Origin of the sequence: Prevotella sp. AM23-5 (assembly GCF_003473645.1) — a bacterium.
Classification (GTDB): Bacteria; Bacteroidota; Bacteroidia; order Bacteroidales; family Bacteroidaceae; genus Prevotella; species Prevotella copri_A.
In genome coordinates this window covers 1-14,455 of sequence record NZ_QUCG01000078.1, presented here as the reverse complement: position 1 = coordinate 14,455, position 14,455 = coordinate 1, and the positions used below count along the sequence as shown (strand labels likewise).

The window sequence follows — 14,455 nt, the reverse complement described above, 5'->3', positions numbered from 1 at the left end:
GAACTGATGATTTCCGCCCAGTATTCCTTTTAAACAAGAACACCCGTCTCTTTTCAGAGATGGGAGTTCTTTGCTTTTAAGGATAAGAGACAAGGTTATAAGGGATTTTGACTTTTTAGTTCATTTTTATTTGGAACATAACATTATTTTTTGTATCTTTGCAACTGATAATATCTTATTATTATCCCAACGATTATGCAAGAAACGAATAATATATTAGCAATATTAGACAACTACCTCCACGACAATCCTGATGAGATTGCAAAGGAGATGGCAAACGACTTCAGAAAACGAAGAATAGAGAAGAATCTGACACGTGAGCAAGTGGCAGACAAGTCTGGCGTTGCCGTCAGCAACATCACCAGATTCGAACAAAAGGGCCTCATCTCCCTCAAAAATCTGATTGGTATCGCCATAGCTTTGGACTACACCTCAGAAATCAAGAACGTCTTCTCGCAACCCAAGTACTCCACCATGGAGGAGTTGCAACAGATAAAAAGAAACGCTAACAAGAAAAAGGCTTACAGACAATGAAACATATAGAATCTTTAGCCGTGAAATATCACCAGGAGAAAGTCGGCACACTGTCATTGAGTGCCGATGGAAAGGTATGCACATTCGAGTATGACAATCAGTGGTTGGCATCTGGCTTTAGTATATCTCCGCTGGAATTGCCACTGAAGCCTGGTCTTTTCATTGCCAAAACCACCCCTTTCAACGGGAACTTTGGTATCTTCGAAGACAGCCTTCCCGATGGATATGGTAGATACCTATTGCATAAAGCCTTGCTAAAAGAGGGCATCAACGACTTTGAGCTATCTGCTCTCGACCGACTGAGCATCGTGGGCAATGGAGGTATGGGCGCATTGACCTACGAACCTATAACTTCTATCCAGACTGGACACGAGATTGAGGACTTTGACCTTTTACAAGCCAAAGCCTTGGAAGTATTGAAGGAGCAACAGGATAATGACGCAGGATTATTATTATATAATAGTGGTAATAGTGGCGGTTGTCGCCCGAAAGCCATTTTCACAAATGAGGATGGTCATTGGTTGGTCAAGTTTCGCCATACCTACGACCCACAAGATATGGGAAAGCAAGAGTATCATTATAATGAGATAGCCAAGCAATGTGGTATCCAAGTACCCGACTTCAAACTGGTAAACGACAAGTATTTTGCCTGCCGTCGCTTCGACATTTCTCCAACAGGCGAACGCATTCACGTAGCCACAGCTGGAGCCTTGCTCAACGTTTCCCTTTCCAACCCCATTCTCGATTATCTCAACCTTTTGGCGCTTACAGGTTATCTTACTCAGAGCCAAGAGGATGTGGAAGAGATGTTCCGCCGTATGGTTTTTAATTACATAATGGACAACAAGGACGATCACTGCAAGAACTTCTCTTTCTTGGTTCAGAAAGAGAGCGATGGCAAATGGCACTGGCATTTAGCTCCTGCCTACGACCTCACCCATTGCACCGAGGGATATAATGGTGAACACGCAACATCTGTAAATGGAACTGGGCATCCGACCGTAGAGGATATGATAGCCGTTGGCGTAAAGAATAAAATGAAGGAAAAGAGATGCCGCGAAATCTACGAAGAGATATCTTTACAGGTTAAGTCTGATGAGAATATCTCTTAAGGGAAGATTTTCAATCTCTTCTTTCCCCATTTTACGGATGTTTCTTCTAGATTGCCTCGTTCTAGAGTATTATTTACATAGACTACTTCTGCTTCAGATAATCCAACTGACCGTCATTATTCTGTTTACCTTTTCCCTATCTCTGCGTCTTACTCGTAAATAAACATCAACAAAATAAATAGAGAACATGAAAAAGATTCTAATGATTCTTGCAGCCATCCTCGCCTTAGGCAGCCTGACCGCAAAAGCACAGATGAGATCGGGCGTGGACACACTCACCCTCGACCAAGTGAAGTATCGCATCACCTACGATGCAAAACAGGTGAACGACACCACAGAAATGCCGTATATCTATCGCAAGGCACAGATGCGACTCGACATCGGTAGCAACATCACTCACTTCTATAACCAGTCCAAGGAGCAATGGGAACAGCAAGTCTTACAAATGATACTTTCAGGCGGTGTCATTGATCTAAGAAAAGCCGAGCCGGTAAAATGCATGGACTTTGAATTCCTCAAAAACTACCCAAAGAACGGTCTGACCCTATTTCAAGATTCGTGGGTTTTGACAACCTATCACTGCATCGAAAAGGACGAGACTCCCGATTGGCAACTCATCCCAGACAGCACCACAACCATCATCGGCTATCATTGCCAACTCGCCAAGACCAACTTCAAGGGAAGAACTTGGTTAGCTTGGTATGCTGAGGATATCCCTGTGCCAGAAGGTCCTTGGAAACTCTGCGGTCTGCCAGGTCTTATCCTCCGTGCCTACGATGCACAGCAACAATTCTATCTCAACGCTATCGGACTGGAAGACCTGAATGGCAAGGAGACTCTCAAATACGCCAAGCCTGAAAAGGCTGAGAAAGTTTCCCAGTCTGACCTCACCAAAATCAAGCAGAGAGACGATGGAAGTGAGATGCTAAGAGATGAAAAATGGACAGATGAGAATGGAAAACCTATCAAACCAAAAGCAAGGAAACGTGTTTTCAATCCAATCGAGCGATAGGGACATCTCAAAGGCTTTCCATTTCAGATTTTTGCGAGTTTCTACAAAAATCTGAAATAGAAAGCTTATTTTCTTGTTCTTATCGACAATTTATTGTACTTTTGCAAAAAGATTTCTGAAACAACAAATGTAAAGTTGATAATTTGACGATAACAATATGATTTATACAAGCAAGAAAATCATCATATTTCTGTTCACTATCATGCAGCTAGCCATTTTCTCTAGTTGCATGGACTCAGGATATCGCCTATCCTTCCCTGAGATAGACGACCTTGCCGACGAATACCCAGCACAAGCCAAGGTATTTCTCTCTCGTGCTGACAGCAACGACAACAAAGGCTACTATAAGCTCTTAACAGCCAAGATAGAGTATCAACTCAAAGGTTACATTTATAAAGAAAACTACATAGACGATGCCATCAACATCTTCGTGAATGAAAAGGATGACCCCCTTCTCGCACGTTCCTTATATTATAAGGGAGCCTCGATACTCAACAACTATCGAGATACCGCAAAAGCCATCAAATGGTTCTCACAGGCCATCGCCTACGATAGCAACATGAGAGAAAAGGAGAAGCTGGACATGTACGACATATTGTGTCGCATTACCCACCAAAACATTTACACCGTAGAGTTAGAAGACGAGGCTCGCCAAACCAACAATATCCGCTACCGTGCCTGGGCACTACTCTATCGTGGCATCAACAACCAAGATCAGAAACTTGCCAACCAAGCTTTCGAAATTGCCAATCAAATCAAAGAGAACAAGGACAGTACCTTGGGACCCATGTACTATCATTACTTCCAAGCCTTGATGGACAGGGGCGATGTGCCTGATTCCATCTTGATAAGCTATGCAAAGAAAGCGCAAGACAATCACGGGGTAAAATATGACAACAACATCGATTTCTATCGCTTGCTCACAAGAAACAGCGAGGAAACCCATGCCTTCGCCACGCAGCATATCAAAGAAAACTATAGCATAGATCAAGAACGCCTAAATACATGGGGATCCTATTCCTTTGCTTTAGGATATAAGTATTATCTCCCCTTATATTTCCTCTCCCTACAAAAAGGAGATACGCTCATGGCAAACCGTGTTGCCCACGAATTACGACAAGAAGCTCCTTTGCTTGTCAAAGACGAAAACTCAGAAAAGGAAAATCAAGTAAAACTGATGTACGAGGGTGGTAACACCCGTTATCGCTATGAAAAGGTTAAGACCTATATATTTGTAGGAATCATCATCGTGCTCATCATTCTCCTGACGATGACTTACCTCTCCATTTCCAGAATCCGAAAGGCTCACCAAACTATTAAAAACTTGCATGAGTCACTGCACCAGTTAAAAGATGTGGAGAGCTCTTCGTTATCGGAGCAATGCGAACGATTAAACCACGAAATCACCACCCAGCTTCGCAAACTGAAACGCCGTGACAAGGACATCGAGGAATACAAGGCTCAAATTACCGAACTCACAGACATCAGCCAAGGCTTGGTGTATTATTCGATGACGATCCAAAATCAAAACATCAGCCAGATAGGTAAGCAAGGCATCCGACAACTTCTCGCCAGCTTCAAGGTGATAGACGAGAAGTATAGCGAACGATTGGAAAACTACGACTTGAATCCATCGCAAAGCCTCTTCTGCATCCTCTACCATATCGGTAAGAACGATGAGGAAGTAATGCAAATATTGCAATACTCTCTCTCGAATATCAGGGTAAGAAAGTCGAGAATCAAGAGTGACACTGGAGCAGAGTCGTTCGACGACATCATCAGATAAGCTCTCCCGCAATTTTTTCGCTATGCTCCATTAAGTTTTCGAAGCATTACAAAAAGCTTATATTTTAAGTTTTTTCTTATTGTAACTCGCTCGTTATCAACACATATATACTAACTGACATGTAATTCCGATTTGGCTATCTCTATCATTTATTGTACCTTTGCATCCGAAATTCTAAACATCAAACGACTATGAGAAGAATAACATTATTATTAGCAGCCATACTCACAGTATGCTGCTTGAAGGCTCAGAAAGGCAACAAAAATGAGAAAGTGGTCAATATTGACAAGGTAAACTATCGCATCACCTACAATGGGAAGATTGTACCAGATACCACAACAGTTCCCTACAACTATTGGGAGAGCGAAATGCGACTGGACATCGGTAGCAAGACAACTCATTTCTATGATAGAACCAAGCAAATATCCGATTCTATCATGGATGAACAAGCTAAGACGGGGCAATATGACATGAGTAAAAATCCTAGAGGTGGCAGAATCCATTGGGAATTCTACAAGAACTATCCATCAAAGGGGCAAACCACTTTACTGGATAAAGTCCTTGGTAACTATTACCAATGTACAGAACAATTAGAGGAGCCAAACTGGCAGCTTATCCCAGATAGCACAACTACCATCATTGGCTATAAATGCCTGTTGGCAAAAACACTCTTCAAAGGCAGGACCTGGTATGCCTGGTACTCAGAAGACATCCCTATAAGCGAAGGACCTTGGAAAATTTCCGGACTGCCTGGTCTTGTTCTACTTGCTTACGACCAGAACAAACAATACATATTCAATGCTATCGGTATGAGCACATTGAATGGGACCGAAAGCATAACTTTCACGGAAAAGGCAAGAGAGAAAGTAACACAGAAAGAGTTAAGAGAGGCTAAGCATAAATTTGATGGCGCAGAAGCTCTCAAAGCAACAGCGAGAAAAACTGGATTTACGTTTAAGAAATTACCCGAAGGTGCCATCAAGGCTCTAAACCGAAGCAACAAGGGCAACCCTATCGAGCTGGAGTAACTCCAGCTCGATTAACTGATCGTATCTACATCATAACAACAAACGGACAACATAAGTATGAAAAAATTTTGGTTAATCACTTGTTTGGTATTCCTTGGAATCATCGGAATATCAGCCCAAAAAGAGCAGACTCCCATCCAACACTTGATACTGCAGGGCGACAGTTGCATGAACGAGCATGACTCGTACCATGCCATCACCTATTACCAGCAATATATCAATGAGCATCCACACGATTTGAATGTTCTCAGAAAGCTCGCTTCTTGCTATCGTCTTCGTGGCGACAACAAGAAGTGCATCGCCTGCATGGATAGCATTCCTAACGACAGTCTCAACCATGAAGACTTGCGCATGATGTTCTATTCCTATCTTAATCTTGGCGATAAAAAAAAGGTAGAATTATATGGCATGACTATCTATGACAAATACCCATACGACGGGGAGGTATTTGCCGCCCTACTTCAGCAATGGAACAACCATGGGGAGCCTGAAAGCGTTTCAGCATTCGCCTTGTCGTATGTTGAAAAACGTGACTCCACGAATATTCTCATCAACAAGGAGCTTGCCTATTCACTCTATTTACAGCTTAGATACGAGCAAGCCATCCCTAGATACAAGAAGCTTATAGCCGATGGATTCGACAATTTTGAGTCTAACCTCGTCATAGGATTGTGCTATTATAACTTGGAAAAGTACCGAGAAGCCTATACCTATCTGAACAAGGCGGCAGAGATGAAGAAAGACAACCCAAATATGAACTGTCTCTTCTACTTGGGCATGACTTGCAAGAAGATTTCAGAACAGACTAAGAACATCGTGGAAAAGGAAAACCTGGCAAGACACGCCATCATCAACCTGGAACGGTCTATAACCGTGGCTTACCCTCGCAGTCGTGGACTATATGTAAACCAGCAACTTGCTGAGCTTTATTACTATAAAATGGAATACGAGAATGCAGGTCATGCCTTCGCCCAGTGCATCGAATATGATGACGAGGACGATCCTCACAACTATTACAATGCTGCGCAAATGTATATCGGAGCCAAGATGAAGCCACAGGCAAAACTCTATCTCCAGATGTTCTTGGCAAAAGCTGATAAGTTGAAGGATGAAAAGGAAAAAGCTAAACTTACAGCGAAAGTAAAGGAGCAACTAAAAGGTTTGCAAACAGATAAATAGAAAAAGGCGAATTATGAAGAGAATAATTATCAGTTTTATCGCTTTCTTTCTCTTGTTCTGCATCCCAATGGCGATGCAGAGCAAGAGAAACACTCCTATCTTACTCGATGACGACAACACTGCTACCGGGATTCATGGTTATGTAGAAGATTCATTGACCCATAACCGTCTAGCCAACGTCTCCATCACGCTGCTCCGCAATGGAAAGCCCTTGAAGTTTACAAGAACAAAGGAGGACGGAACCTTCGTGCTCCCTATCACCGAAAAGCAAGCCAACGACAAACTGCAGGCCACGTTTATGGGGTATAAAAAGACAAAAACATCGATTTCATCGGGAAAAGAAACCATTATCAGTATGGCTTCAACAGCTTTTGTCTTGAAGGAAGTACAAGTAAAAGGCTCTCGCATCACGGGTCGAGACACCATATCTTTCGACCTCACCCGCTTTGCCAACGAACGAGATAACTCACTGAAAGATGTACTGAAAAAGCTGCCAGGCGTGGATATAGAGAAGAATGGCCGTATCAACTACAATGGTAAGCCCATCAACCGATTCACTGTGGAAGGTCTAGACCTGACTGATGGCAAATATAACCAACTAGAGGAGAACATCAAGGCAAAAGATGTGAAAAAGGCCGAAGTCATCGAGCATGACCAACCTATCAAGGCGCTCCAGAACAAGACCTTTACGGATAATGTAGCGATGAACATCGCCCTGAAAGATAGTGCCAGCGACAAACTGATGCCCACCCTCAAGCCTTACATGCTCGTAGGGCATCCGTCCCACATAGGCGGAAGCATCAATATCATGCAAATTGGCAAGAAGAAACAGATGATGTATGATGCAGAATACGACAGAACTGGCAAAAATCTCGGCTATGCACTTAACCAACTCGCATCTTACAGCAATCGTCTGGCTCCTGCCTCCCTTCCATCATGGATATCAGTACCATCGCTTGACGCTCCTATCGACGAAGAACGCCTGCGCTTCAATACCTCGCAAAAATACTCCATCAACCATATCAAGAAGAACAAGGACGATGCAGAGACTCGCATAGAAGCCAACTATCTTCGTACGGTAACCAGACAAGAGCGAGAGAACATGAGTATCTACGACCTCGGCGGCGAAGCTCCCACAGTTACCACGGAGCACAACCAAAAGACGATGATCAGCGATGCCTTCAATCTGCAATGGGAGAACAAGGTAAACAAGGCTGAGCATTATGGCAACGAGAGCATCAGCCTCAGCGCAGCACAAAACGATGGTTTGTCAAACATCAACGACACGCTTACCCAACGTGTCCGCATCCCAAAGCTCGACCTCTCGGCAAGTATCTACCGCCTCCTCGTCTTCAAGAAAAGTCAACTCTCCTGGCGTAGCACTGCCGACTATCACCATGGTGTGGCGGACCTCTACGTTAACGACGAACGCAATCGCATCCGCACCAACCTTTGGCATACTGCCCACGCCTTACAGTGGATGAGGAATCGCTTCCACTGGACACAGGAATATAGAATGAGTATCGACCTCAACAACATCTATGCGAAATATCTGGAAAGAAGCGATGAAATCGGCAAAAACAACGGATTCACCGAAAACAGTCACGATGAAATCGGCCAAAACAGCCTTAACATCACAGGGAAGTTCACCCCTTACTGGCAATACAAGACCGAGACGTTCCGTATGTCGTTCTCTCCCGATTTCATCTGGGAACGCTTCACCTATCCACAGAAAACTCTACTTACCATATCACCCTACCTTTACTTATATAAGAAATTGGATTTCCGTAGAGAGTTGACTATCTACACAGGATACAGTACAGGAACGGGCAATGCCACCAACTACGCCATAAAGCAATATCGTCAAAGTTATCGCTCTTGGTACACTTCGAGCGACATCATTCCGATAACTCGCTCTCTTTATGGCAAGTTGAGTTACGACTACAAGCGCCCTATCAAGGAAATCTTCTTCAGCGCATCGGTCAATGCCAGCAAAAACTGGATGAACACGGCATCCGACCTACGCATCGTGGATGGCAAATACTATACCTCATTATATAAGCAGGACAGCAAGAGCAACAACCTAGGAGCATCACTCTACATATCGAAGGGCTTCTACGACCTTCATCTGAAAACCCGCCTGGAGGGCAGTTACAACTACAGCAAGGGTGAGCAATACAGCAGCGGCAAAGCCATCAGCTACACCGCCGACAACTATACTGTGAAGCCTAGCATCGACTTCTCGCCGTCCTGGTGTGCCTTTAGCTATGAGGGAGAATTCTCTTTTTACAACTCGAAACGTCAAAAAATGGCGAAGTCATCGTTATTTAATTGGCATCAAAGCGTATCTGCCACCGCTACCATCAGCCATGTGGACCTTTCCTTCTCACTCGTACATTATCACAATGAGCTGCAAGAGGGCAACCACCTAAACACCCTCCTTGGCGATGCATCGGCAGTTTGGAGAATGAAAAAGCTCCGCCTTTCAGCAGAGCTTCGAAACCTTTTCAACAAGAAGAACTATATGGAAACCATCTATAGCGGCATCAGTACATTGACCGACAGCTATCATCTTCGCCCCCGCGAACTGATGATTTCCGCCCAGTATTCCTTCTAAACAAGAACTCCCATCTCAGAAAAGAGACGGGAGTTCTTTGCTTTTGAGGATAGGAAAATAGGTGCCGCGAAATTTATAAAGAAATAACTTTACAGGCCAAATGAGGTGAAAAATATCTCTTAAGGAAAGATTTTATTTCCCTTAAGGAAAAATATATTTTCCCTTAAGGAAAAAAATAAATATCCTTAAGGGAAAATTTTCAATCTCTTCTTCCCCCATTTTCCGGGAGTTTCTTCTAGATAATCTCTTTCTAGAATATTATTTACACAGGCTACTTCTGCTTCAGATAGTTCAACTGAACCTTAGGAGCGCAGGCATTGCTTGTCTTCTCGGTATATTCTGCCACCTTCAATGTAGCAGTACCCTTGATGTTCTCTACATCACTACCTACCTTGAAGAGATAGTTACCTGCATCTACCTTCCACTGGCTGTTGGCCTCATCGAAGCTGGCAAGATCGCGCTTTTCAAGTGTCATCTTCAAAGTCTGGCTCTCACCTGGATTCAGCAACTTGGTCTTGCCGAAGGTCTTGAGCTCCTTGGCTGGCTTCTCGTAAGCGCCCTTTGGAGCGGTAACATAAACCTCAGCAACTTCCTTGCCGGCAACCTTACCGGTATTCTTGACAGTTACGCTAACCTCGATATTGTTGCCCTTTGCCTTGACTGATGGCTTGCCAAACTCGAAAGTAGTATAGCTCAAACCATAACCGAATGGATAAGCCACATTCTTCTTGAAGGTGTCGAAGTAGCGGTAACCTACATAGATATCCTCCTCGTGGTTGCTATAGTCGTAACCCTTGATGTTACCCTTGCTCCAATCCTGCAGATTCTTGTAGGTGTACATATCGTAATCCTTGGCGAAGTTGGCAGTAGATGGATGATCGGTAGCAGCGATAGGCCAGGTCATGGTCAACTTACCCGATGGATTTACCTTACCGGTCAGAATATCAGCTACAGAGTTACCACCCTCGATACCTGGCTGCCAAGCCACGAGAATAGCATCCACACGGTCTCTCCAACTGGCTGTCTCCATCACAGAACCAGAGTTGATGATGACAATCACCTTCTTGCCCTTGGCATGGAAAGCATCAGATACACGGAAAATCATATCCTGCTCTATCTGACTGAGGTTGAACTCACCATTGATCTGGCGATCCATTCCCTCACCTGCCTGACGGCCGATGGTAATGATGGCTGCATCCGCCTTTGGCTCCTCGCTGGCTACACAGCGCTCAGTAATCTCGATTTCATCGAGCTTAGGCTGTCCCTGATCCAGGAACCACATCATCGGATTCTTGTCTGCCTTCAACTTAGCCTTGGCATACTTCACATAATTCTGATAGATTTCTGTAAGCTGAGGAGTAGTTGCCACGCCGATGTTCTTCAAACCGGTGACCATATCCACAGAATAGCCTACATTAACGGCTCCACTGCCAAGACCACCCGACATGAAGTCGTAAGAGTTGACACCGAAGAGCGCCACGGTCTTCAAGCCCTGGATAGGAAGAGCTGCATCATTCTTCAGGAGCACCATACCCTCGGTAGAACTCTGACGGGTGATAGCTGCATGAGCCTTCAAGTCTGGCTCACCACTATATTTATATCCCTTGAATCGAGGAGTCTTCACGATATATTCGAGCATACGGCGAACATTGCGGTCCACATCCTTGATATCCAGCTTGCCATTCTTTACAGCATCAACAATATCCTGCACCTGAGCTGGATAACCCGGCATCATCAGGTCGTTGCCAGCCTCAACTTCCTGTTCCAGCGGAAGGTCGGCACGCTTACCAATCCAGTCGGTCTCCACGATTCCCTTATATCCCCAGTCGTTGCGGAGAATATCGGTCAAGAGTCCCTTGTTGCCCTGCGCATAAACACCATTGATTTTGTTATAGGCAGACATAATAGTCCAAGGATTGCTCTTGCGAACCATCATCTCGAAACCCTTCAGATACAACTCACGGAGAGCACGCTGGCTCAATCGCTCATCCACCTTGGTACGGTCAGTTTCCTGAGAATTTACGGCAAAGTGCTTGGCACTCACGCCCACGCCCTGGCTCTGTACACCCTGAACAAAGGCGGTTCCGATAAGACCTGTTACGATTGGATCTTCTGAATAATACTCAAAGTTACGGCCGCAGAGCGGATTGCGATGCAGGTTCATACCCGGTCCGAGCACAACATCACAGCCATACTCCAGGGTTTCGTTACCGATAGCCTCACCCACCTTGCGCACTAGGTCGGTGTTCCAGGTAGAAGCCAGACAGGTTCCGATAGGGAAACCGGTAGCAAAGTAGCTACGGCTGTCACCTTCGCGATGAGCATCGATATGAACACCGGCAGGACCATCACACTGAACAGTAGTAGGAATGCCGAGACGAGGGATGGCTACAGTAGTACCCGCAGCGCCCGGCACAAACTTCTTCTGATGTCCGAGCATAGCACCGCTGCCCACGAATCCATCGTTACCACCGCCCACCAGCATCTGGGCTTTCTCTTCCAAGGTCATCGCCTTGATTACTTCGTCGATGTTGTTGGCATTCAGTTTTGGTGCAGATTGCGCCATCATTGTAGTTGCCATTGCTCCTGCCGCAACGGTAAGAGCCAATTTCTTGTAGTTCATCATTTTGTCGTTTATTTAGTTAGTTATTACTTTTCTGTTCTTTTAGTCGTTTCATCAGTTCCATGCAGTCCCTGAGAATACTGCATTTCTTCAAAAACTTGCTGCAAATTTAATAAAATAAGGTGGAAACACCAAGCATTTCCACCTTTTTTTCTTGAATTCAACAAGATTATTCCCGGATTTAACAAAAGATATAGTAAGAGAATAACATACTATACATATCCCTAACCTAAGGCTAGTCCTGATATTTAATCTGGAAGTAATCAAAGACGGAACATTCCTTCCATTTCAATCTTTCGCAAGTTTCATCAAAAAGAAGAAAAAAATACTAGAAAACCTTGTAGGAATCAAACAATTATCGTATCTTTGCCGAATTATCCAAAAGTTGGGTACTAGAGTAAGGACATTTAAATAATGAAAGGTATGGAGCAGAGAAATTCTTCCATCGAAATCTATCGTTCCCCAGAGGGCAACATAGAGCTGAATGTAAAATTAGAAAATGATACCGTTTGGCTTACACAAAGCCAAATGGCAGAGTTGTTTGGCCGTGACAGAACTGTGATTTCACGACATGTCAATAACTGTTTCAAAGAAGGTGAACTCGACCCAAATATCACATGTGCAAAATTTGCACATATGGGTATTGACGGAGACCAAACCTACGAAACAACAATGTATAACCTGGACGTCATTATCTCCGTAGGCTATCGTGTAAAGTCAATCAATGGTACCAGATTCCGTCAATGGGCTAATTCTATCTTGAAGCAATACATTATCAAGGGTTATGCCATCAACCAGAAACGCCTAGACAATTACAACGAACTGAAAGAAGTGGTTCGTTTGATGTCACGTGCGATTACATTGCAAGATCAAGTGTCCGAGGGCGAATATAACGGACTGTTCAATGTCATCAGCGACTATGTTTATGCCCTGGATACTCTCGACAAATATGATTATCAGACATTACTCATAGACAAGACGACTCAAGCCGAACCGTTCCATGCCACCTACAAAAATGCAATGGAAGCCATCAATGCTTTGAAAGAAAAGTTTGGAGGCAGTAAATGGTTTGCCAATGAGAAGGATGATTCATTCAAGAGCAGCATAGGTCAGATTTACCAAACCTTCGGTGGTGAAGAACTCTACGCTTCGGTAGAAGAAAAAGCAGCCATGCTGCTCTACCTTGTCGTAAAAAACCATTCATTCAGCGATGGCAACAAGAGAATTGCGGCCATGCTTTTTCTTTGGTTTATGGAGAAAAATGGCATTCTGTATGCAGAAAATGGACATAAGAGGATTGCCGACAACACACTCGTAGCACTGACTCTGATGATTGCAGAAAGCAGAACTGAGGAAAAAGATGTAATGGTAAAAGTAGTCGTCAACTTGATTAACAAAGACAATCAATAAGAATTGCTATTTTAAAACCGCACAACAACTGTTGTGCGGTTTTAAATATATATTGCGATAACTTACTTCGCTGTATCCTTTGAGCTTCGCTTATCACGGCGATAACTGCGATAATCATCCAGCGGAATCTCAATATCAGGTTCCACCAGCTCGCCCTCACGTGGCAAGGCAAACTTCTGATACTTGATGTTCAAGCCACGCTCTATCCACATACTCTCATAACAGGTCTGGATAGAGAGAATCTTACGGGTTTCCTCATCGATACCCTCCTGATGATAGAGGTCCTCGGTACGGAAGAGCACAGGCAGATGGTTGCCATCCACCATATAAGTAGTATAGGTGAAGAGGAAGTTGGAGTCCGTCTTCAGATGGATGATACCGCCATCCACGAGGAAGTGGCGATAACGGTTCATGAAGTATGTAGATGTAAGACGCTTGCGAGGGTTCTTCATCTGCGGGTCAGAGAAGGTGAGCCAGATTTCCTGCACCTCATCCTCAGCAAAGAAGCGGTCGATAATCTCGATGTTGGTACGGAGGAAAGCCACGTTCTTCTGTCCTTCCTCTATCGCCTTCTTGGCACCGGTCCACATTCGTGCGCCCTTGATATCCACACCGATGAAGTTCATCTCAGGATAGAGCTTGGCAAGTTCCACGGTATATTCACCCTTGCCGCATCCCAACTCCAGCACGATAGGATTATCATTGTGGAAATACATCTCACGCCACTTGCCCTTCATATCGAAAGGCACGTCATCTACTACACTATATGGATACTGGAACACGTTCTCGAAACGCTCCATATCCGCAAACTTAGCTAATTTTCCTTTGCTCATTGATTCTTTTTTCTTCGTTTGGGTACAAAGGTACAAAAATTATAAATACTCTTATTACAATTACATTTATAATTTTTGATATTTAACCAAATCTACCGGAAATTCTTTTCAGAAACGGCAGAACTGTTGCCTCCATCATCAAAAATGAAAGAATATAGACATCAGTATTGTCCTACCTCGCAACTGATACTCCTTGCCCGTACGGGTCAACCCAGAATAAACAGTATAGCCGTAGGTGCGCTGATTGAAAAGATTGAGCGCAGTCAGGCTCAACTCCATACCATTCCTGAAGCCATAACTGGTGGATGCATCGGCAAGAGT

At 44.2% G+C, this 14,455-nt stretch carries 10 protein-coding genes; 8 read left to right on the top strand and 2 right to left on the bottom strand.

What is annotated here, in order from left to right; genetic code table 11:
* Window positions 1-195: 195 nt before the first annotated feature.
* From DW657_RS14615 to DW657_RS14585, 7 genes are all read left to right on the top strand, one after another.
* Complete coding sequence (locus DW657_RS14615) at window positions 196-534, top strand: helix-turn-helix domain-containing protein (protein WP_022121265.1); 339 nt, start codon at window positions 196-198, stop codon at window positions 532-534.
* The gene (locus tag DW657_RS14610; RefSeq protein ID WP_118313187.1) at window positions 531-1,646 is read left to right on the top strand and encodes a type II toxin-antitoxin system HipA family toxin; all 1,116 of its coding nucleotides are present in this window, start codon (window positions 531-533) and stop codon (window positions 1,644-1,646) included. The genes DW657_RS14615 and DW657_RS14610 overlap by 4 nt, the downstream gene beginning before the upstream one ends.
* Window positions 1,647-1,833: 187 nt before the next feature.
* A complete protein-coding gene (locus DW657_RS14605) occupies window positions 1,834-2,658 on the top strand; it encodes a GLPGLI family protein (RefSeq protein WP_118313186.1) in 825 nt (274 codons plus the stop codon).
* Window positions 2,659-2,815: 157 nt separating this feature from the next.
* The gene (locus DW657_RS14600; RefSeq protein ID WP_118313185.1) at window positions 2,816-4,444 is read left to right on the top strand and encodes a hypothetical protein; all 1,629 of its coding nucleotides are present in this window, start codon (window positions 2,816-2,818) and stop codon (window positions 4,442-4,444) included.
* Window positions 4,445-4,635: 191 nt separating this feature from the next.
* Window positions 4,636-5,472 (top strand): GLPGLI family protein, encoded by an 837-nt coding sequence (locus tag DW657_RS14595; protein ID WP_118313184.1) that lies wholly within the window; start codon window positions 4,636-4,638, stop codon window positions 5,470-5,472.
* Window positions 5,473-5,529: 57 nt separating this feature from the next.
* The gene (locus DW657_RS14590) at window positions 5,530-6,651 is read left to right on the top strand and encodes a CDC27 family protein (RefSeq protein WP_118313183.1); all 1,122 of its coding nucleotides are present in this window, start codon (window positions 5,530-5,532) and stop codon (window positions 6,649-6,651) included.
* 13 nt (window positions 6,652-6,664) lie between these two features.
* Window positions 6,665-9,268, top strand: a complete 2,604-nt coding sequence (locus tag DW657_RS14585; protein ID WP_118313182.1) for a TonB-dependent receptor — start codon at window positions 6,665-6,667, stop codon at window positions 9,266-9,268.
* 271 nt (window positions 9,269-9,539) lie between these two features.
* Here the strand turns inward: DW657_RS14585 and DW657_RS14580 are convergent, their stop codons facing one another.
* Window positions 9,540-11,891 (bottom strand): glycoside hydrolase family 3 protein, encoded by a 2,352-nt coding sequence (locus tag DW657_RS14580; RefSeq protein WP_118313188.1) that lies wholly within the window; start codon window positions 11,889-11,891, stop codon window positions 9,540-9,542.
* Between the two features lie 414 nt (window positions 11,892-12,305).
* On the opposite strand from DW657_RS14580, the gene rhuM reads away from it, so the two are divergent.
* Window positions 12,306-13,301: a RhuM family protein gene (gene rhuM, locus DW657_RS14575; RefSeq protein WP_118313181.1), complete on the top strand. Its 996-nt coding sequence runs from the start codon at window positions 12,306-12,308 to the stop codon at window positions 13,299-13,301.
* Between the two features lie 62 nt (window positions 13,302-13,363).
* Here the strand turns inward: rhuM and trmB are convergent, their stop codons facing one another.
* The gene (gene trmB, locus DW657_RS14570; RefSeq protein ID WP_118313180.1) at window positions 13,364-14,134 is read right to left on the bottom strand and encodes a tRNA (guanosine(46)-N7)-methyltransferase TrmB; all 771 of its coding nucleotides are present in this window, start codon (window positions 14,132-14,134) and stop codon (window positions 13,364-13,366) included.
* Window positions 14,135-14,455: the final 321 nt, after the last annotated feature.

Bases quoted from the DNA above. Each gene is read 5' to 3' on its own strand.
- DW657_RS14615 (WP_022121265.1), top strand. From the start codon at position 196: ATGCAAGAAACGAATAATATATTAGCAATATTAGACAACTACCTCCAC.
- DW657_RS14610 (WP_118313187.1), top strand. From the start codon at position 531: ATGAAACATATAGAATCTTTAGCCGTGAAATATCACCAGGAGAAAGTC.
- DW657_RS14605 (WP_118313186.1), top strand. From the start codon at position 1,834: ATGAAAAAGATTCTAATGATTCTTGCAGCCATCCTCGCCTTAGGCAGC.
- DW657_RS14600 (WP_118313185.1), top strand. From the start codon at position 2,816: ATGATTTATACAAGCAAGAAAATCATCATATTTCTGTTCACTATCATG.
- DW657_RS14595 (WP_118313184.1), top strand. From the start codon at position 4,636: ATGAGAAGAATAACATTATTATTAGCAGCCATACTCACAGTATGCTGC.
- DW657_RS14590 (WP_118313183.1), top strand. From the start codon at position 5,530: ATGAAAAAATTTTGGTTAATCACTTGTTTGGTATTCCTTGGAATCATC.
- DW657_RS14585 (WP_118313182.1), top strand. From the start codon at position 6,665: ATGAAGAGAATAATTATCAGTTTTATCGCTTTCTTTCTCTTGTTCTGC.
- DW657_RS14580 (WP_118313188.1), bottom strand. From the start codon at position 11,891: ATGAACTACAAGAAATTGGCTCTTACCGTTGCGGCAGGAGCAATGGCA.
- rhuM (WP_118313181.1), top strand. From the start codon at position 12,306: ATGAAAGGTATGGAGCAGAGAAATTCTTCCATCGAAATCTATCGTTCC.
- trmB (WP_118313180.1), bottom strand. From the start codon at position 14,134: ATGAGCAAAGGAAAATTAGCTAAGTTTGCGGATATGGAGCGTTTCGAG.